This window comes from Pseudofrankia coriaricola, from assembly GCF_032027725.1.
Classification (GTDB): domain Bacteria; phylum Actinomycetota; class Actinomycetes; order Frankiales; family Frankiaceae; genus Pseudofrankia.
The window spans coordinates 22,871-41,366 of the sequence record NZ_JASNFO010000036.1 but is presented as its reverse complement, the minus strand read 5'-3'; the positions used below and the strand labels follow the sequence as shown (position 1 = coordinate 41,366).

Here is an 18,496-nt window from a genome sequence, read left to right as displayed (position 1 = left end):
CGCTGAGATGGGCACTGGGTGCCGTCGCCGCAGCGGTGGTCGGCGTCGTCGTTCTTGTCATTGTTCTCGTCGTCAACATGCTGCCGGATTTGCGGCGCGACATCGGAGCGGCCTACGACCCATCAAGCCCGACAGCCACCGCGACCCAGCTGGCCGGAAAGATCAGTGAGGTAGGTGGCGGTCGTGCCGGCGTCCTCGTGGGCGGTGTACCAGACGGACTCGCTGCGTCCGCCGGCCGCGGGTCGTTCCGCTTCGAGGAGACGGTGGACGCTCTCGGGATCGTCGGCGGCGAGCAGGTGCGCGACAAGCGCCGCCAGCGCATAGTGGTCCGCCTCGTCGCGTGCCGCGGCGTCGGGAAGCAGCCGCAGCGGTGGCTGCGAGGCCAGGCCGCCCCACCGTTCAGCAGCCAGGCCGCGCCGGGGCGTCGATTGAACGGCCCGGCCCGGCGTCAGCGGTGGCCATCGTCAGGCCGGTACGCCTGAGGTGCGCTTGATGAAGGCGTCGAAGACCCGGTCCGGCAGGACCCTGCTGAGCAGGATGAGCGGGCGGGCGCCGAAGCCGACGATGTACCGGGTGCGGGTGCGGGGGCGGCGGGCGGTGGCGGCCTTGGCCACGACGTCGGCGATGACGCTGGGCGGTGAGGTCCTCCGCGCGTCGGGTCGCGAGCCCTCCTCCAGTGATCTGGCAATGGCGGCGGCCTGTTCCGCGTAGGGTCCTCGTCCCGAGGTGGCGCGGAGCTTGTCGGCGGCGATGGCGCCCCATTCCGTTCGAATCAGGCCGGGCTCGATGAGGATGACGTCGATGCCGAACCGCTTCAGCTCCAGGCGCATCGCGTCGCTGAGACCTTCGACGGCGAACTTGCTCGCGTGGTACCAGGCACCCAGAGGCATGGCGAACCGTCCGCCCATCGAGCTGATGTTGACGATGGTGCCGCTGCCCTGGGCGCGCATGGCCGGCAGCACCATCCGCGTGAGGTGCGCGAGCCCGAAGAGGTTCACGTCGAACTGCGCGCGGGCCTCGGACATCGGGACGTCCTCGACTGCGCCGTACGAGCCGTAGCCGGCATTGTTGACGAGGACGTCGATGCGGCCCTCGGCCGCGAGGATCTCGGTGACGGCCTTCTGGGTGGAGACGTCGTCGGTGACGTCGAGGGCGATGGTGCGCACGCCCGTGGCGGCGAGCTCCGCCATCCGGTCGACGCGCCGAGCGGCGCCGTAGACGACGAAGCCGGCCTCGTGGAGGCGACGGGCGGTGGTTTCGCCGATGCCTGAGGAGGCGCCGGTGACCAGGGCGATCTTGCGAGCCATGGCGGTTCCTTTCAATGGGAGACGGATGGGCGGCCGGTCGCCGGGGTCAGAAGTCGGGGCGCCGGAAGTGCCCGAGAACGGCGGTGCGGGCCAGAGCGAAAAACCGCGGCAGCGTGGGGTCGATGCTGTAGCGGGCGAAGCGGTCGGCCAAAGCGAGCCAGCCCCGCTTGTGGTCCATGATCAGATGGCTCGGTGAGGTGAATCCGCTGGTCACAATCGACTTCTCGACGTTCTCGAAGCCGAGGAGGTTGCCGAAGTCTTGCGTGAGCAACCTCAGCCGCTCCGCCGGTGGCGTGGCTCGCCAGCGCTCCGGGTCGACCCACGCGACAGCCTCGGTGGCCTTCATGCCATGTCCCTTCGATGCAATGCAGGTCGCTGAACAGCACCGACGAGACTCCGCCCCAGCATCGCGGAACAGACCGTCGGTCTCTTATAACTTAAGAGACCGACGGTCTGTAGTCAAGAGACCATCGGTCTCCTAAACTGAGGGGTATGGCAGCCTTCCAGCGCGCGAGGAGCGAGGTGCAGCGCACGGAACGCCGTGAGGGCATCCTCAGGACGGCGGCCGCGATGCTCGACGAGATGCCCGTGTCGGCGATGAGCCTCAACGAGCTCAGCCGCCGTGTGGGGCTGGCGAAGTCCAACGTCCTGCGCTACTTCGAGTCGCGCGAGGCGGTCCTGCTTGACCTGCTGGCCAACGCCGCCGCCGGGTTCCTGGTCGAGATCTCCGAGAAGCTCCCGTCGGCGGTCGACCCGTCCGCTCCGGTGTCCGTTCGCGCAGGCGAGCTGGCGTCTGGGCTCGCCGCGTCGTTCGAGGCCCATCCGATGCTGTGTGAACTTCTCAGCGCCCAAGCCGCCATCCTGGAGCGGAACGTCTCCGCAGACGTCGCGCTTCACTACAAACGGGGGGCGCGGGACAGCATGGTCGGGCTCGCCGCCCTGCTCCGCCGTCTCCTTACCGAGCTCGACGAGCGGCGATCGGCGCAGGCGGCCGGCCTGGTCATCGCTCTCGTCGGCGCCTTGTGGACCCGCGGCCATCCCGCGCCGGCCCTGGTCGCCGCCTACGAGATCGACCCGGGCCTGGCGTTCATGAATCCGCCATTCCGTGAGTCCCTCGACGCCGCGATCGAAGCCGTCCTCCTAGGCCTGGCGGCGCAGAGCGACGCCGCGGGGTAGCCGCGCCCGACCACCACCTGCAGACGAGGATCGACTGGCCCGGCAGTCAGATTGCCGCGATGGTCGTGGACCTGCCCGGCGTTGCGCGGCTCTTGGAGGCCGAGTACAAGCACCACCGGCCGGGCTCGCGCCGACATCATGATCCTCACCGATGGCGCGCCAGCCCGACACTTGCGGCGCCCTCCTGAGGCGTCGGGCGACACCTGGCCACCGACAGGTTCGTCGCGCTGGCCGACGCCTGACGGCTCAGGCGGGCGTGAGCCCGGACAGGTCCCGCGAGGCCACGCTGTTGCGGTCGCTGACGGCGGCGCCCAGCGAGAACTGCGGCCAGAAGCCGGTGAGCTCCTGCCGGCTGCGTTCACTCCACTCGCGGGCCAGGTCCGTGCGCGACTTGTAGAAGTTCAGCGCGTACCCGCCGGCGTGGACACGCAGGAGGGAGAAGCCGCCCGGGTACTCCTTGGCCGCGCAGACCTCCTGCAACACCACGCGCGGCGCGGCCGGGCTGACCGTCCGGTGGTTGCGGTGGGTGTGCCCGGCGTGGTGGAGGAACACCCCGGGGGTCGACGCGTAGGTCGCCAGCAGCCCGGTGGCCTGCGTGGCGTCGAGCATGCTGCCCGCGCCGCCGCCGAAGGGCGTCCCCTCGACGACCAGCGGGTGGTGGCCGAAGACGATCGTCGGCTGGTCGCGGTGTGCCTTCAGGTCGGCGGCCAGCCAGGATTGCTGAGCGGCGGACATCCCGCCGGCGTCGCCGCCGTTGCCCGCCTTGTCGTACGTGTCGAGCCCGACCACGTGCAGGCCATTGAGGTCGTGCGAGAAGTACGTCGTCGCCGAGCCCGCGAAGAAGTCGTCGCGGAAGCAGTCGTCGCCCTGCCACTCGCCGGTGCCGCAGCCGGCGTAGGCCGCGCCGGCGTGCGCCCGGTCGTGGTTGCCGCGGGCGACGAAGTAGTCCTGCCGGTAGGTGCCGAAGCGGTCGAGGTGCGTCCGGACGCGGGTGACGTCGGCGGGGGCGGCCTCGCTGGACAGGTCGCCCGCGGCGAGCAGGTAGTTGGCGCCGCGGGCGGTGGCCTCGGCGACCAGCCCCTCGGCCATGACCTCCGGGTACGGCCGAAGCCCGGGCTGCTGCGAGAGGCCCTTGATGGAGGTGCCGCCGACCAGGCCGGCGACGGTCTCACCGAGGTGCAGGTCGTTGCACAGCGCGATCGAGAACAGGTGGCGTCCCGGCGGTGGCTGCGGGGTGGTGAAGGTGAAGGGGCCGTCCGCGCCGGCCGGTGCGGCGGTCCCCGCCGCGTTGCCCTGCACCAGCTCCAGCGCGGTGGGCGTGGCGGCCTTGCCGGCGGAGGCCGCCCGGTAGTAGTAGGTCTGGCCCGGCTCGAGCCCGGTCAGCTCGACGTAGTGGTACGGGGTCGGCCCGCCCTCGTCGTGCGCGGTCTTGGTCAGCTGGGACGGGCTGGTGCCGTAGGAGACCTGGCCGTCGGCGGGTTTGGGCACCATCCGCTTGGTGCCGTCGTCCGTGCCGGGGACGCCGGTATACCAAGTGATCACGGCGCTGGTCTCGGTGAGGGTGACCAGCTCCAGGTTCACCGGGCTGACCGTGCGTGGGTCGACGTCGGCCGTCGTCGCGGCCGCGGTGGCCCGGGCGGCGGGCTCGTCTCGGTCGGAGCAGGCGACGAGTGGCGCGGCGGCGATCAGGGCGGACCATCGCAGCAGGTCGCGGCGGGTGGTGTGGCAGCGGCAGGGCACGGCGGCATTCTCCCGCAGGGGTTCCGACATGTGGGTGAAATCGTCCTGGCCGTTCGCGGTACGAACGCGGCGCGCGCCGGGCGTGCCGGGTCCGCCGTATGGGCCAGGAAACCGGGCGGCGTCGGTTTCCGGCGGCCGGACTCGGCCGTGCTCGCCGGGGTCGGGTCGTAGGATCGCGGCCATGCCTGCCGATGCGAGCGTTGCGGCCGGTGTTGATGACGGCGCGGCGGGCGGCGAGGGTCAGCGGCGGCGGGGCCGGGGGCGCCCGGCGCAGTTGAGCCGAGAGCAGATCGTCGCCGCCGCGTTGGAGCTAAACCTGGAGACCCTGACGGTCCGGGAGCTCGCGGCGCGCCTTGGGGTCACGCACGGAGCGCTGTATCGGTGGGTTGGCGATCGTGACGAGCTGCTGGACTTGATCAGCGATGTGATCGTGGAGCGGATCCTCCCGGCCGATCAGCCGCGGCCGAATCAGTGGCGGGCGTGGTTGCGGCGCCTGGCGTGGTCGATGCATGACGAGTTCTTGGCCGTGCCGGGGTATGCGACGCGCACCTCGCGGCCGCACCGGCACAACCCCGAGTCGTTCGGTCGACTTCGGGCTGGCGTCATAGGGGCCTTCGTCACTTCGGGCGTCTCGCCGGAGCTGGCCGAGCAGAGCTGGTACATCTTCGGCGTCTCGATCGTGAGCTGGCTCGCGGCAGCGGAGAGCTCGCTGGAGCTTGGGCCTGCCGAGCCGCGCTTCGACGTGTTCCTCGACGTCCTGCTGCGTGGGCTGCCTGCGCGGGAACCGGCCACGCCTCGACCGGTGGGTCACGGGGGCTGCTAGCTCATCGCAGATCAGCACCCGGGGTTCGGCGGCCATGGCGCGTGCGATCGCAATGCGTTGGCGCTGCCCGCCGGATAGCTGTCCGGGGTAGCGGCGGGCCAACTCGGGCGCGAGCTGCACAGCGTCGAGGAGGTCTCGTACCTGGGTCTGCGCCCTGGCGCGGTCGAGGCCGGCGAGCGCGCATCAGCGCGCCACCTCGACGATGCCGCGGATGTTGAGCCCGTCGGCCATGTCCTGGTATGCCTTCTCGATCTCGTCGAGGGCGTAGCGACGGGTCACCATCTCGTCGAGCCGTAGCCGGCCGCCACGGTAGAGGCCGAGCAGCATCGGTACGTCCTGGTGCGGGTTGCAGAAGCCGTACAGGCAGCCGACGACGGTCTTCGCGAACGAGGTGAGCAGCCCCCCCGGCAGCTTCACGGTGATCTCCTCGTAGCGGTCCGCAATGCCGGTGAGGACGAGCGTGCCGCCCTTGCGGGTCATCTCGTAGCACTCGGTGACGACCCGCTCGGTTGCCACGCCGACGCACTGGATGACGCTGTCGGCGAGCGCTCCGGCGGTGTGGTGACGGACATGGTCGAGCGCCTCGGCGTGCGTGGCGAAGCCGGCGTGGGCGCCGAGGCGCCGGGCGAACTCGTTCTTGAAGGGCACCGGGTCGACGGTGACGACCGTCGCCGCGCCGGCCATGAGTGCGCCCTGCACGGCGGCGGCACCGACGCCCCCGACCCCATAGACCACGACGACGTCGCCGGGGCGGACGCCCGCCGCCCGTACCGCCGAGCCCCAGCCCGTCGGGACGCTGCAGCCCAGCAGGCACGCCGCGTCCAGCGCGGTGTCGTCGGGCACCTTGACCAGCGAGCGCTCCTGGGCGACGAAGAAGTCGGTGAACGTTCCCAGCGCGCAGAACCCACCGGCGTCCCGGCCGTCGCCCAGATGCATGCGGTAGGTGCCGTCGGCGAGCGCCCCCGTCAGGGTGCTCGCGCCCGCGTCGCAGAGCCAGGACTGGCCGACCGTGCACCAGCGGCACAGGCCGCACGCCGGGATGAAGGAGGTCACCACCTTGTCGCCCGGCCGCAGCCGGGTGACCCCCGCGCCGACCTCCCGCACGACCCCGCTGCCCTCGTGCCCGCCGACCAGCGGGAAGCGCAGACCCGCGCCCTTGTTGAGGTGGTCGTCGGAGTGGCACAGGCCCGCGAACGCGGTCTCGACCAGGACCTCGCCGGCGCGAGGCCCGTCCAGTGAGATCTCCTCGACGGTCCAGGGCTGGCCCGGACCGTGCAGGAGCGCGGCACGCGTCTTCATTTCCGACCCTCTCGAGTTGTCCGGCGTGCGGCTGGATGCCCGGGCTCTCAGCGGGCGACGAGCTGGGACGCGGTGTTGTACATGACGTCGTCCTTGACCTGCTCGTCGAGGCCGTCGAGCAGGTTGCGGAAGTCCGCGGGGGAGGCGAGTCCTTCCGCGTGCGGCCAGTCGGAGCCCATGACGATGCTGTGGTGGAAGCCGAGCTGGCGGATGATCTCCACCGGCTCGTCCTCCGGGTAGGGGACGACGCGGATGTGGTCGCGGAACACCTCGCTGGGCCGGCGGTCGAGCTGGCCGCCGATCCACGGGCCGTTGCGGCCCATGCCGCGGCTCTTGTCCATGTGCCTGACGAAGTGCGGCACCCAGGACGCGCCGAACTCGCTGGCCAGCACCTTGATATCGGGAAAGCGGCCGAACAGGTTGTCGAACACCAACGCGGACAGGGTCTCCGTGATGGGCCGCTCGCCATAGGTGTTCTGCCACTGCCACGCCGACATGCGGAAGTGGATCGGGTCCGGCTCGTGCCCCCAGGCGGGTGCCAGGTTGGCGTTGTAGTACGCCTCGGTGATGTGGTAGCAGACCGTGGCCTTCGCCTCGTTGATCCGTGCCCAGATGGGGTCGAAGTAGGGGTCGCCCGGGCTGCGGCCGTAGGCGGGGCCGGTCGTCATGAGAATGAACCGGGCGCCGTCGGCGAGGACCTGGTCGAGCTCCTTGACGGCGAGGTCGCGGTCCTTCAGAGCGATGGTCGCTGGCGCATAGATACGGCCCTCGTGGTCGAACCCCCACTGCTCGTTCATGTAGGTGTTGAACGAACGTAGGTTCGCGTACAGGGCGTCGGGCCGGGTGATGTAGGCCTCGGCCATCAGCCCCCAGCTACCCGGGTAGATGATGGTCGCCTCGAGCCCCTGGGCGTCCATCTCGCGCAGCCGCGCGTCACGGTCCTGGTAGACGTCGCGCATCGGCTCGAACATGTAGGTCTCGACCGGGGCGCCGGTGCTCATCTGCTTGAGCATCTCCTTGAGCGACCCGGGCTTGTAGGCCTTCCTGAACTCGGGCTCGACGGCGACGAGGATCCGTTCGCCCATGAGGATCGCCTCGTCGCCGTTCTGCAGCGTGACCGGCTTGACGGTCCGGTGTGCCCATTCCGGCGCGATGTGCCGGGTGAACGCGTCGGGCGTCTCGTACATGTGCTGGTCACAGTCGAAGATCCTGCCCACGGCTGCCTCCCTGCGCGTGCGTGCGCTTGTGGGCGCGAATGGTGTGGTGGAGAGAAGGACCTGACCGAGGTCAGGTGATCGTCCGGCCGCCGTCGACGGCGAGCTGCTGGCCGGTGACGTAGGCGGCGGCGTCGGAGAGCAGGAACCGGACCGCGTCGACGATGTCGCCGGGGGTGCCGGTGCGCTTGAGGACAAGCCGGTCGGCGAAGAAGCCTGGTGGTTCGGCCAGCCCGTCGACCATCTCTGTCGGGAACATCCCGGGCGCGACCGCGTTGACCCGCACCCCGTGGCGGCCCCACTGGACCGCGAGCTCGCGGGTGGCGTGCGCGAGCCCGGCCTTGGCGGCGCAGTAGCCCGCGCTCGGCACCGTCAGCCCGGTGGCGACGATGCCCGACATCGACGTGATGTTGACGATCGAGCCGCCTCCGGACTCCCGCATCGCCAGCGCGCACTGGCGGGCCAGGTCCAACGGCGCCACCAGGTTGATCTCCAGCAGAGCGCGGACGTCGTCGGCGGTCTCCTTGAGCGCCGGGACTGCGCGTAGGACGCCCGCGTTGTTGACCAGCCCGTCGATCCGGCCGTGTGTGTCCAGCGCGGTGCTGACGAGCTCGGCGCGGGCGTCGTCGTCGGTCAGGTCGGCGGGCAGGACGACGCAGCGCTGGAGCCGGGCGGCGAGTTCTTCCAGCCGGTCGGCCCGGCGGCCGGTGGCGACCACCAGCGCCCCGGCCGCGTCGAGCCCCTCGGCGATCCACGCGCCCAGGCCCGAGGTCGCGCCGGTCACCAGCACGACGCGGCCGCCCACGTCGAACGGCTCACCGGCCGACCGGGCAGCCTCGGAGCTGACTGCGACGGTCACCGGCTAGACCATCGCCGGCGTGTCGGTGTCGCGTCCCGACCGCAGCACCCGGCCCGGGGTCTGTCCGGTGAACGTCCTACCCGCCACGATCGGCGTGCCGCCGACGACGACGTGCGCGATCCCTTCCGGCTCGCTGTAGAGCCTGCCAGCGCCGGCAGGCAGGTCGAACCTGGTGGTCAGAGGCCGCTGGGTGACTGCTGCGGGGTCGAACACGACGACGTCGGCGGCGGACCCAGCAGCGAGCCGGCCGCGGCCGCGCAGCCCGTAGAGGTCGGCGGGCACGGACGTCAGCAGCCGTACCGCCTCCTCGAGGCTGATCACCTTGTGCTCGCGGACGCCATGGTGTAGCAGCATGGTCGTGTAGGCGAAGAAGCCGATCATGTCGAGGTGCGCGCCGGCGTCGGAGGCGCCGACGACCGCGCGCGGGTCGCGCCAGATCTCGGCGCGCGCGGCCCAGTCCTCGGCGGTCGGGGTGCGCCACGGGTTGGAGAACGTGGTCCGCAGCTCGTCGGCGACGACGATGTCCATGAACGTCTCGAACGGGTCGCGGCCCTGTTCGGCCGCGATCTCGCCGACCGCGCGCCCCGCATACCCGCGGGTGGCGTCGCTGAAGGTCTCGATGATGTGCCGATTGCGCCAGTCCACCAGGTGGCTGTACGGGGACGGCGCCGCGCAGGCGTCGCGCAGCGCCGCCCGGCGGGCCGGGTCGCGCAGGATCGCGAGCCGCTCGGCCGGCGGCAGGAACAGGAAGTCGTGCAGCCCGGGCACCATGTCCAGGACGAACCCGGACAGGAACGAGAACCGCGACGGCGGCGTGTCGGGCATGGTCAGCCCGACGACCTTCGCCCCGCGGGCCTTCGCCTGGTCGCCGAGCGCCAGCTTGGCGCGCGCGTCGTCGAGGGTGCGCGCGGCGACGGTGAGGATGTTCCAGTTCAGCGGCCGGCCCGCCGCCAGCGACATCTGGATCATCAGCTCGCCGATGTCGTCGGGGAAGGGGCCCTTGCCGGGCACGGTGGGCAGGTACTCCAGTGACGTTCCTGGGTGCTCGCCGGCCACCGCGGCCAGCTCCAGGAGCTCGGCGTCGGTCGCCCACCGCGACGGGACAGGCCGCCCCTCGCCGTCGTGGTGGCTCTGGGCACGGGTCGTCGAGAAGCCGAGGCCGCCGGCCGCGAGCCCCTCGTGCAGCAGCCGCCTCATCGTCGCCAGCTCGTCGTCCGTGGCCGGCCGCTCGGTGGCGGCCGGTCCCATCGCGACCCGGCGCAGGGCCGAGTGGCCGACCATGTAACCGGTGTTGATCGCGAGCGTGCCGTCGAGCCGGTCGAGGAACTCGGCGGTCGTGCGCCAGTCCCAGGGCACGCCCTTCTCCAGGGCCGCCAGCGGCATTCCCTCGACCCGGGCGAGCATCCGCATCAGGTAGTCGCCGGACGTGTCGTCGAGCGGCGCGACCGTGAAGCCGCAGTTGCCGGCCAGCGCCGTGGTCACGCCATGCAGCGGGGACGGCGACAGTGTCGGGTCCCAGAAGCCCTGCACGTCGAGGTGGGTGTGGACGTCGACGAAGCCGGGCGCCACGACGAGTCCCTCGGCGTCGATCGTGCGGGCGGCGCCGTCTGTGAGCTCGCCGACCGCGACGATCCGGCCGCCGTCCACCGCGACGTCCGCGCGCCGCGCCGGCGCGCCCGTCCCGTCGACCACCTCGCCGCCACGGATCACCAGGTCATACATGACTCTCCCTCGCCGGCCCCGACCTCGAGGCCATGGACGCCATAATAAGCTAACTAATTAATTTCAGCCAACTATCGATCGATACTGGTTGGGCGCGGAGTACCCGCGACTGGACCAGGTCCTCGGCCGCCAGCACCGCGGTCTTCCGGTGAACCAGGAAGCCGCGGGCGGAAGCGCCGTGCGGGCCGCCACGTGACCGGTCGGGATCCGCGGCCTGGCTGTCACGGGCGGCCCGCGGGGCGGATCTGCGTGCTGGCGGAGAACCGGACGGCGAGGCGTCCGTCGCCGACCGTGATCTCGCCCTCGGCGACTACGAACCGCCGGCCGTGATGGGTGACCTGGGCCGCGCTGCTCACCGGGCCGCCGCCCGCCGGCACGCCACGCACGTAGTTCACGAGGATGTCGAGCGGCAGGGCCTCGTCGTCCGGGCCGAGCAGGGTCGCGACAGCGTCCGCCACCGTGATGTGGGCGAGCATGGCCAGGACGCCGCCGTGCACCGCGCCGAAGCTGTTCGCGACCGCCCTGGTCGGCCTGAGCTCGAGCTGGGCGCTACCGCGGCCGGCGGCGGCGCTGGTGACGCCGAGCAGTCGATGCGGGTCGGAAGGCTGTGCCTGGTTCGGGCCCTGTGTGGGGACGGTGGTGGGTGGCGCCGCCGTCGCGGGCGCGCGCCACGTCGTGCCGAGTGACCGCAGCGAGCAGATGGCCAGCAGCTCGCCCGCGGGGTCGACCAGCTCGGCGCGGGCCAGCGCCGCTGCGTCGCGGACGGCGGTGAGTGTCGCCCTGCCTTCGACCCAGCCGGGCGCGGGCGGCGTGGGGCCGGCGAACTCCAGGCGCAGCTGGGCGCTGAGCACCGCTGTGGTGGGCGGGAGCCCGGTCGACGCCGCCGAACCACAGCACGCGTCGGCGACGATGGCCAGGGCACCGGCGAGGATCCGCCGGTCGGCGCCGAGCACCGCGGGGCTGGCAGGCATCCGGGCGACGCAGCGGCCGGCCTCGGCCTCGCGCACCTGCAGGCCAAGGGTCTCGTGGACGGGCAGCGCCGCGCCGCCTCGGCCCCGTCCCTTGCGCAGCCATTCCAGCTCCGCGGCGGCGCCGGGATCGCTCGCCGTGACGGGCGTGGTCATCGGATCACCGACGCGCGGCACCTTGTCCTCCTTGGCTCGTCCAGTCCTGGACGGAGGATACCTGAATTAGCTAAAAAATTGTTCTAAATAGAACGTCTGGGTTGGCGGTGCCCGCGCGCGGCGCGACCCCCGACGGGGGAGACCTGGACGGGGGAGACGAGGCGGCGCTCCGCCGCCGCGCTGGCCGGCCTGCGCGGCGGCGTGCCGCGGCCGGCCGTCAAAGCGTGATTGCCAGGCGGGTGGCCTGGTCGATGGCGCGGACGGCGTCGAGTCCCTCGGCGTCGTCGGCGCCGCCGACCAGGTGGGCCCTGATGCCCCGGGCGGCGAGTGCCTGGTAGAGGCCGCGGTCGCTCTCCTGGCCGGCGCAGATGACGACGGTGTCGCAGGGATGGACGTGGGCCTGCCCGTCGACGGAGTAGTGCAGGCCGTCAACTTTGATCGCGAGATAGCTGGCGCCGGTGATCTCGGCGACCCCGGCCCTGCTCAGGCGGCCGCGAAGGATCCACCCGGTGGATTTGCCCAGGCCGCGGCCGGTACGGCCGGCGTGCCGCTGGAACAGGGTGATCTCGCGAGCGGCCCTGCCCGCCGCCTGCGGGTCGGTGACGTCGCCGCGGCGACGGGCGTCCGGGTCCGCCACGCCCCAGTCCCGCAGGAACAGCTCCGGGTCCAGGGCGAGCTGGGGGTCGCCGACCAGGTAGTCGGCGGTGTCGAACCCGATGCCGCCGGCGCCGATGATGGCTACCCGCCGCCCAGGTGCCACCCGCCCGGTCAGCACGTCGGCGTAGGACACGACCTTGGGGTGGTCGAGGCCCGGGATGTCCGGCCGGCGCGGGGTGGCGCCGGTGGCCAGGACGATCTCGTCATATTCCTCGGCGGTGAGCTTGTCGGCGTCGACCGGCCGGCCGAGGCGCGGCGTGACGCCGAGGCGAGCGAGGCGGACACGGTAGTAGCGGATGGCCTCGGCGAACTCCGCCTTGCCGGGGACGGCCTTGGCGAGGTTCCACTGGCCGCCGATCTCGTCCGCCGCGTCGTAGAGGGTGACCGCGTGGCCCCGTTCGGCCGCGGTGACGGCGCACGCCAGGCCAGCGGGCCCGGCGCCGACAATCCCGATCCGCCTGCGCACGGCGGGCGCGTCGGCCAGGAACTCGATCTCTCTCCCGGCGCGCGGGTTGACCATGCATGAGGCCGTGGCGTCCGTGAAGATCCTGTCCAGGCAGGCCTGGTTGCAGGCCACGCAGGTGTTGATCTCGTCGGAGCGTCCGGCGCGGACCTTGTGGGCGAAGTCGGGATCGGCCAGCAGGGGGCGGGCCATCGAGACCAAGTCGGCCGTACCGTCCGTGAGCAGCTTCTCGGCGACCTCCGGGTCGTTGATCCGATTGGACGCGATGACCGGCACCGTGACCGCGGACCTGACACGGCGCGTCGCGAAGGCCCACGCCGCGCGCGGGACGCTGGCGGCGATCGTCGGCACCGCCGACTCGTGCCAGCCGACGCCGGTGTCGAGGACGTCGGCGCCCGCGGCCTCGACCCGCCGGGCGAGCTCGGCGATCTCCTCGCCGGTCAGGCCGTCCTCGACGAGATCCACCGCGGAGATGCGGTAGATCAGGAGGAGGTCCTCGCCGACACGCTCGCGGACCCGGCGCACGGTCTCGACGGGGAGTCGCAGCCTGCCGTCGAGGTCGCCGCCGAACTCGTCGGCGCGGTCGTTCGTCCGCGGTGAGGTGAACTCGTTGATCAGGTAGCCCTCGGAGCCCATGACCTCGACGCCGTCGTAGCCGGCCTCGCGCGCCAGCTGGGCGGTGCGGGCGAACTGGTCGACGACCTCCCAGACCTGCGCGGTGTTCAGCGCCCGCGGGGCGTAACGGTTGATGCGGGCCTTTGTGGCGGACGGGCCCACGCAGCCGGGCACCTTGGCGTAGCGGCCCGCGTGCAGGATCTGCAGGGCGATCAGGCCGCCCGCGTCGTGGACCGCGCGGCACACCGCCCGATGCGGCTCGAGGTCGTGGTCGTCGTCGAGGACGCCGGACTCGGGATCCATGCGGCCGTCCGGGTGGGGGGCGTAGCCACCGGTGAGGATGAGCCCGATCTCGCCGCGCGCCCTGGCCCCGTAGAACGCGGCCATCCGTTCCACCGGCCGGTCGAGGGTCTCCAGGCGGGTGTGCATCGCGCCCATGACCATGCGGTTGGGCAAGATGACCGGTCCCACGCGCAGCGGCGCCAGCAGGCGTGGGTAGGAGCGGGCGACGATCTTCATATAGATAACTTAATGTTATTATTGTGGAGTGTCGAGCGTAGATCGTCACGGTGGCCGGCCGGCAACCCAGGTGGACGTGCGCGAGGGAACCTGGTCGGCGCTGGTCGCTGGAGCCGTGTCGGGAGCCCAGGAGGCGGTTGTCGGTACCGCCAACCGGTGGAGTCGCGGGGACCTCGCGGACCGGGTGGGCGGCGTCGGCGCCTGGCTGACCGGCCTGGCGCTTCCGCGGGGCCGGCCGGTTCCCGCCCTGGTCGCGGACACCGGCCCCGCGCTGGCGCTCGTCATCGCCGGCGCGGCGATCGGACGGCCGATCGCGCCGCTCGGCTCTCGGCTGACTGTCGCGGAGCTCGCCGCCATGGCCCGAGGCCTGGGTGGTGGGGTGCTGCTTGCCGAGGCCTGCTTCGCGCCGCTAGCCGCCGAGGTCGCGTGGGCCACCGGCAGCCAGCTTGTGGTGCTGCCGGACCCGTTGCCGGTCGGCGGCCCGCGACTGCCCGCCCCGGAGGCCGACGACGTGGCCATGGTTCTGCACACCTCAGGCACGACCGGCGCGCCTAAAGCCATCGCCTACCGGCAGCGAGCACTCGCCGCCCGCGTCCGGGCCTACCAGTCCGTCGTGCAGCTCGGTCCTGGGGACGTGTTCGTCACGGCGGCCGGGTTCCACCACATCGCCGGGCTGGGCAACCTTGCCGTGGCGGTGGCCGCGGGCGCGACCGTGGTCTCGTTTCTGGCCTTCTCCATCGACGCCTGGCGGGCGCTCACACCGCTGGGCGTGACCCACGCACTGCTCGTCCCCACCATGATCGAGATGCTCCTGGCCGCCGACGCGCTGGCCCTGCCCGCGCTGCGTTGGGTGCAGTACGGAGCGGCCCCGATCCATCCCGACACGCTCCGCGCGGCACTCGCGGCTCTGCCCGGTGTACGGCTGGCCAATCTGTTCGGCCAGACCGAGGGCTCGCCCCTGTGCGTGCTGACGGCCGACGACCACCATGCCGCCATCACCGGCCGCCCAGAGCTGCTCTCGTCCGTGGGCCGGGCCGCTCCCGGCGTCGCGCTGCGTGTCGAGGGCGCCGGCGCGGACGGCGTCGGCGAGCTGTGCGCGCGTGGCGACCACGTGTTCGCCCCTGGCAGGGACGGCTGGCTGCGCACCGGCGACCTGGCGCGCATCGAGCCCGGTGGCTACGTCTACCTCGCAGGCCGGACCGGGGACACGATCAACCGCGGCGGTGAGAACGTCCGCCCGCTGGAGGTCGAGACCCTGCTGCGCAGCCATCCCGCGGTCGCGGACGCGGCCGTCGCGGGCGTGCCCGACCGACGCCTCGGGGAGGAGGTCGCCGCCTGGGTCGTGCCCGCCGACGAGAGCAGCCCGCCGAGCGAGGAAGAGTTGACCGGCTATCTGCGGGCTCGGCTCGCCGGGTTCAAGGTGCCCCGACGCTGGGCTTTCGTCGAGTCCCTGCCCCGCGGCGCCGCGGGCAAGCTGTCGCGCCGAGCCCTGGCCGAGACGTCTGTGCCCGCGCAGGGTGACTGAGCACCACCGGCCGCACCGACACGGGGCTTGCGGATCGCGCGGGAGCTGTACGCCTTGTCAGCCAGGACATGATCGAGTCGGGTTCAGGGTCGTCCCGGCCTGTCGCGACGGATGCTGATCCCGGCCATGGCCTGCTCGAACTGGGGCGAGTCGTTCACCTTGCCCACCGTCAGCACGACGGACAGCGGCCGGCCCTGCCCGTCGCAGGCCAGGTGGATTTTGCTCGTCAGTCCGGCCGCAGCGGGCGGGCGTCTGCCACCGCCTCCTTGAGCAGCGGCCTTCTTGGCTCGACCCACGCCGGGTTGACCGCCATAGTGCTCCAGGTCACTATGAAGCTCAACATTGAGGTCGATGTCGAGCTTGGAAGGCGCGTGATGGTTGGATGCCGCCCTACGACCTGGTGATCAAAGGTGGAACGGTCATCGACGGCTTACAGACCCCTCGTTACAAGGCCGACGTAGCCATCGCCGGCGGCCGGATCGTCCAGATCGGCAGGATCAGCGCGAGCGACGGCGCCGAGGTGGTCGACGCGTCCGGCAAGGTTGTCGCGCCCGGCTTCGTCGACCTGCACACGCACTACGACAGCCAGCTGTTCTGGGACCCGTGGTGCACGATGTCCGGCTGGCACGGCGTCACCAGCGTGGTGATCGGCAACTGCGGCTTCGGCTTCGCGCCCTGCAAGCCCACCGACCGCGAGCGGGCCATGCTGAGCCTGTCCCGCAACGAGGCCGTGCCGATGGAGACGATGAGGGTCGGCATGCCGTGGGACTGGGAGACCTTCCCGGAGTTCCTCGACAGCCTCGGCCGGGCGCCCAAGGGCGTCAACGTCATGTCGTTCGTACCGCTCTCGCCGCTGTACGGCTATGTGGTGGGTCTTGACGAGGCCAAGGGCCGGGCGGTGACCGACGACGAGCTGCGGCGCATGTGCGAGCTGCTGGTGCAGGCGATGGAGGCCGGTGCCTGCGGCCTGTCCGCGCAGATCCTCGGCGACGTCGGCAACGTCCAGCTTGACTACGACGGCACGCCCATGGTGACCGACCTGATGAGCGAGCGCGACCTGCGGGCGTTCTGCCAGGCGCTGGGCTCGCTGGGCCGGGGCGTGGCCCAGGTGACCGCCCCGCTGGAGACGGCGGCCTTCATGGCGCGCGAGAGCGGCCGGCCGATCATCTGGAACGCCCTGCTCGCCGACGGCGCGCTCAACCAGCACGGCGGCCAGCAGCTGTCGCACCAGGAGGCGCTCGCCCGTCTGGTCGAGCTGAACGAGGGCGAGGGCGTCCGCGTCTTCGCCCAGGCCCTCACCACCAACTTCGCCTCCGAGTTCACATTCGAGGAGTACAACCTCGCCGACGCGATTCCGTGTTGGAAGGAGGCTCTGCTCGGCACGGTCGCCGAGAAGCGGGTGAAGCTCGCCGACCCCGCGCGGCGCGCGGCGATGAAGGAGATCCACGAGCAGCGCGGCGGCCTGTTCGGCGCCGGCTACCCGCTCGACCAGATCAAGGTCCACTGGATCTCCAGCGATGTCGCCCGGGCCAGGGAGCTCAAGGAGACCTACGAGGGCTACACAGTCGGCGAGATCGCCGCGCGTGAGGGCAAGCACCCGATCGACGCGATGCTCGACGTGGCCGTCGCGGGCGAGCTGCGCGTCGGATTCGCCACGCCGCTGCTGGAGACCCCGCCGGAGTCGATGCGCGAGATCGCGAACTGCCCGGTCGCGCTGCCCGGTGTCAGCGACGGCGGCGCCCACACCAAGTTCGTGACGACCGCGCGGTACCCGAGCGAGCTGCTCGGGCTGTGGGTCCGCGAGCACGAGATCATGACGCTGGAGCAGGCGCACTGGCGGCTGTCCGCCTACCCGGCGGCGGCCGCGGGCCTGAAGGGCCGAGGCTTCCTCGCCGAGGGGGTGCCGGCGGACGTGATCGTGTACGACCCGGAGACGGTCGACAGCCTGCCCGCCGAGCGCCTCTGGGACTACCCGGCCGGTGAATGGCGCCTCGTTCAGAAGGCCAAAGGCTACGACCGGATTATCGTCAACGGGAAGACCACCTTCATCGACGGCGAGTGCACGAAGGCGACTCCAGGCCGGCTTCTTCGCCACGGCACGGACTGAGCGCAGGAACGAGACGTGATGGCAGACAACGATGCCTCTCCGTTAGTGATCCTGGGGACAACGGCCGCCGGGTGTGCGAAGGAAGATCATTTTCGCACACCCTTTGGCCCTCTAGAGACCGTGTTCGACGCGGACAACCACTACTGGGAGTCGAGCGACGCGTTCACCCGGCATCGCGACCCCGCGTTCGCCGATCGGGGCCTGCGGGTCGTCGAGGTAGACGGCGCTCTCCGGTACTTCGTCGGCGACCGGCCGCATCCGATTCTGCCAGGGCCGGGGGACGCGCACCCGCGGCCGCGGCCCGGTGCCCTGTACGACTACTTCAGCGGCCGTTCCGACAAGGGCTCGGTCGGCGCGGAGCTGGCCTGCGAGGTGCCCGCCGAGCATCCCGAGTGGTTCAACCGGGACGCGCGGCTGGCGTGCATGGACGTGCAGGGCGTGCAGGCGGCATGGATGTTCCCGTCGCACGCCGTCTGCCTCGAGGGGCCGATGCAGCCCGACATCGAGGCGTCGCTGGAGGTGCTGCGGGCCTTCAACCGCTGGCTCGAGGAGGACTGGGGGTTCGCCTACCAGAACCGGATCTTCGGGGTCCCGTACCTATCGCTGTCGGACGTCGACGGCGCGGTCGCGGAGCTGGACTGGTGCCTGGACCGCGGCGCTCGGGTCGTGAGCATCCGCAACGGGCCGGCGTTCACCCCGGACGGCACCCGATCGCCAGCCGACCCGATGTTCGACCGGTTCTGGGCGCGCGTCCAGGACGCAGGCGTCGTGGTGGCGCCGCACGCCGGCTTCGATGACGGCTACCGCGAGGTCGAGGCGGCGGTCGCGCGCGCCTGGGGCTACGGTGCCGCCCAGCGCCAGGGCGACACGAACGCGATCACGCTGAGCGAGCCGTTCGTGAACATGCTGATGAAGCACCGGCTCGTCCAGGACTTCGCGGCCGCCCTTGTGGCCCACGGCCTGTTCGACCGGTTCCCGGGCGTTCGCGTGGCCTATATCGAGAACGGCGGAACCTGGGTCGGGCCGCTGCTGCATGGCCTCGAACTGCTGGCCGCCCAGAACCCGGGCATGTTCCAGGACTCGCCGGTCGACCAGTTCATCGAGCACTGCTGGGTCGCGCCGTTCGTCGAGGACAACGTCGAGGAACTGGCCGTGCACCTGCCGGTCGAGCGGATCCTGTTCGGCTCGGACTGGCCGCACGCCGAAGGACTCGGCGCGCCGAAGGACTTCCTGGCCGCACTGGCCGGGTTCGCGCCCGAAGCCCAGCGTCGGATCATGGTCGACAACGCCCGGGAACTGACCTTCGGCTGACACTGGGCACCGACGCCACCAGTCCGCACCGACGC

The 18,496-nt window shown here is 71.6% G+C and carries 15 protein-coding genes and 2 pseudogenes; 6 read left to right on the top strand and 11 right to left on the bottom strand.

The genetic code is table 11. The annotated features are described in order from the left end of the window. The first annotated feature begins 35 nt into the window (after nucleotides 1–35). Nucleotides 36–482, top strand: coding sequence for a hypothetical protein (locus QOZ89_RS20120; protein ID WP_071052497.1), 447 nt, complete (start codon nucleotides 36–38; stop codon nucleotides 480–482). Here the strand turns inward: QOZ89_RS20120 and QOZ89_RS20115 are convergent. Together QOZ89_RS20115 and QOZ89_RS20110 are read right to left on the bottom strand one after the other, a co-directional pair. After that, nucleotides 465–1,307: an oxidoreductase gene (locus QOZ89_RS20115; RefSeq protein ID WP_312624515.1), complete on the bottom strand. Its 843-nt coding sequence runs from the start codon at nucleotides 1,305–1,307 to the stop codon at nucleotides 465–467. The two genes, QOZ89_RS20120 and QOZ89_RS20115, sit on opposite strands and share 18 nt — an antisense overlap. Before the next feature lie 46 nt (nucleotides 1,308–1,353). After that, nucleotides 1,354–1,653, bottom strand: coding sequence for a hypothetical protein (locus QOZ89_RS20110; protein ID WP_312624513.1), 300 nt, complete (start codon nucleotides 1,651–1,653; stop codon nucleotides 1,354–1,356). Nucleotides 1,654–1,829: 176 nt separating this feature from the next. Between QOZ89_RS20110 and QOZ89_RS20105 the strand changes: the two genes are divergently transcribed. Then, a complete protein-coding gene (locus QOZ89_RS20105) occupies nucleotides 1,830–2,483 on the top strand; it encodes a TetR/AcrR family transcriptional regulator (protein WP_312624511.1) in 654 nt (217 codons plus the stop codon). A gap of 246 nt (nucleotides 2,484–2,729) precedes the next feature. On the opposite strand, the gene QOZ89_RS20100 is transcribed toward QOZ89_RS20105, so the two are convergent. Continuing rightward, nucleotides 2,730–4,253 carry a purple acid phosphatase family protein gene (locus tag QOZ89_RS20100; RefSeq protein ID WP_241842211.1) on the bottom strand — a complete coding sequence of 508 codons (1,524 nt, stop codon included), beginning with the start codon at nucleotides 4,251–4,253 and terminating at the stop codon, nucleotides 2,730–2,732. A gap of 151 nt (nucleotides 4,254–4,404) precedes the next feature. On the opposite strand from QOZ89_RS20100, the gene QOZ89_RS20095 reads away from it, so the two are divergent. Beyond that, the gene (locus tag QOZ89_RS20095; protein ID WP_241842219.1) at nucleotides 4,405–5,046 is read left to right on the top strand and encodes a TetR/AcrR family transcriptional regulator; all 642 of its coding nucleotides are present in this window, start codon (nucleotides 4,405–4,407) and stop codon (nucleotides 5,044–5,046) included. A gap of 9 nt (nucleotides 5,047–5,055) precedes the next feature. On the opposite strand, the pseudogene QOZ89_RS20090 reads toward QOZ89_RS20095, so the two are convergent. The 7 genes and pseudogenes from QOZ89_RS20090 to QOZ89_RS20060 all read right to left on the bottom strand — a co-directional run. Beyond that, a pseudogene (locus QOZ89_RS20090) lies at nucleotides 5,056–5,181 on the bottom strand (ATP-binding cassette domain-containing protein); the annotation flags it as partial. A gap of 48 nt (nucleotides 5,182–5,229) precedes the next feature. Then, nucleotides 5,230–6,345 (bottom strand): NDMA-dependent alcohol dehydrogenase, encoded by a 1,116-nt coding sequence (locus QOZ89_RS20085; RefSeq protein ID WP_312624506.1) that lies wholly within the window; start codon nucleotides 6,343–6,345, stop codon nucleotides 5,230–5,232. A gap of 47 nt (nucleotides 6,346–6,392) precedes the next feature. Beyond that, nucleotides 6,393–7,562 carry an amidohydrolase family protein gene (locus QOZ89_RS20080; protein ID WP_312624503.1) on the bottom strand — a complete coding sequence of 390 codons (1,170 nt, stop codon included), beginning with the start codon at nucleotides 7,560–7,562 and terminating at the stop codon, nucleotides 6,393–6,395. Between the two features lie 70 nt (nucleotides 7,563–7,632). Further along, nucleotides 7,633–8,418 (bottom strand): SDR family NAD(P)-dependent oxidoreductase, encoded by a 786-nt coding sequence (locus QOZ89_RS20075; RefSeq protein WP_312624501.1) that lies wholly within the window; start codon nucleotides 8,416–8,418, stop codon nucleotides 7,633–7,635. Between the two features lie 3 nt (nucleotides 8,419–8,421). Next, nucleotides 8,422–10,140 (bottom strand): N-acyl-D-amino-acid deacylase family protein, encoded by a 1,719-nt coding sequence (locus tag QOZ89_RS20070; RefSeq protein ID WP_312624499.1) that lies wholly within the window; start codon nucleotides 10,138–10,140, stop codon nucleotides 8,422–8,424. Nucleotides 10,141–10,361: 221 nt separating this feature from the next. Continuing rightward, a complete protein-coding gene (locus QOZ89_RS20065) occupies nucleotides 10,362–11,264 on the bottom strand; it encodes a PaaI family thioesterase (RefSeq protein WP_312624497.1) in 903 nt (300 codons plus the stop codon). A gap of 217 nt (nucleotides 11,265–11,481) precedes the next feature. Continuing rightward, nucleotides 11,482–13,518 carry an NADPH-dependent 2,4-dienoyl-CoA reductase gene (locus QOZ89_RS20060; protein WP_312624495.1) on the bottom strand — a complete coding sequence of 679 codons (2,037 nt, stop codon included), beginning with the start codon at nucleotides 13,516–13,518 and terminating at the stop codon, nucleotides 11,482–11,484. Between the two features lie 76 nt (nucleotides 13,519–13,594). On the opposite strand from QOZ89_RS20060, the gene QOZ89_RS20055 reads away from it, so the two are divergent. Next, complete coding sequence (locus tag QOZ89_RS20055; RefSeq protein WP_198543504.1) at nucleotides 13,595–15,043, top strand: class I adenylate-forming enzyme family protein; 1,449 nt, start codon at nucleotides 13,595–13,597, stop codon at nucleotides 15,041–15,043. An 86-nt stretch (nucleotides 15,044–15,129) separates the two neighbouring features. On the opposite strand, the pseudogene QOZ89_RS20050 reads toward QOZ89_RS20055, so the two are convergent. After that, nucleotides 15,130–15,279, bottom strand: a pseudogene (locus tag QOZ89_RS20050) (transposase); the annotation flags it as partial. Nucleotides 15,280–15,425: 146 nt separating this feature from the next. On the opposite strand from QOZ89_RS20050, the gene QOZ89_RS20045 reads away from it, so the two are divergent. Beyond that, complete coding sequence (locus QOZ89_RS20045) at nucleotides 15,426–17,150, top strand: N-acyl-D-amino-acid deacylase family protein (RefSeq protein ID WP_312624490.1); 1,725 nt, start codon at nucleotides 15,426–15,428, stop codon at nucleotides 17,148–17,150. Nucleotides 17,151–17,168: 18 nt separating this feature from the next. Then, nucleotides 17,169–18,461, top strand: a complete 1,293-nt coding sequence (locus tag QOZ89_RS20040; RefSeq protein WP_241842212.1) for an amidohydrolase family protein — start codon at nucleotides 17,169–17,171, stop codon at nucleotides 18,459–18,461. Nucleotides 18,462–18,496: the final 35 nt, after the last annotated feature.

Bases quoted from the DNA above. Each gene is read 5' to 3' on its own strand.
- QOZ89_RS20115 (WP_312624515.1), bottom strand. From the start codon at position 1,307: ATGGCTCGCAAGATCGCCCTGGTCACCGGCGCCTCCTCAGGCATCGGC.
- QOZ89_RS20110 (WP_312624513.1), bottom strand. From the start codon at position 1,653: ATGAAGGCCACCGAGGCTGTCGCGTGGGTCGACCCGGAGCGCTGGCGA.
- QOZ89_RS20100 (WP_241842211.1), bottom strand. From the start codon at position 4,253: ATGTCGGAACCCCTGCGGGAGAATGCCGCCGTGCCCTGCCGCTGCCAC.
- QOZ89_RS20095 (WP_241842219.1), top strand. From the start codon at position 4,405: ATGCCTGCCGATGCGAGCGTTGCGGCCGGTGTTGATGACGGCGCGGCG.
- QOZ89_RS20085 (WP_312624506.1), bottom strand. From the start codon at position 6,345: ATGAAGACGCGTGCCGCGCTCCTGCACGGTCCGGGCCAGCCCTGGACC.
- QOZ89_RS20070 (WP_312624499.1), bottom strand. From the start codon at position 10,140: ATGTATGACCTGGTGATCCGTGGCGGCGAGGTGGTCGACGGGACGGGC.
- QOZ89_RS20065 (WP_312624497.1), bottom strand. From the start codon at position 11,264: ATGACCACGCCCGTCACGGCGAGCGATCCCGGCGCCGCCGCGGAGCTG.
- QOZ89_RS20060 (WP_312624495.1), bottom strand. From the start codon at position 13,518: ATGAAGATCGTCGCCCGCTCCTACCCACGCCTGCTGGCGCCGCTGCGC.
- QOZ89_RS20045 (WP_312624490.1), top strand. From the start codon at position 15,426: ATGCCGCCCTACGACCTGGTGATCAAAGGTGGAACGGTCATCGACGGC.
- QOZ89_RS20040 (WP_241842212.1), top strand. From the start codon at position 17,169: ATGGCAGACAACGATGCCTCTCCGTTAGTGATCCTGGGGACAACGGCC.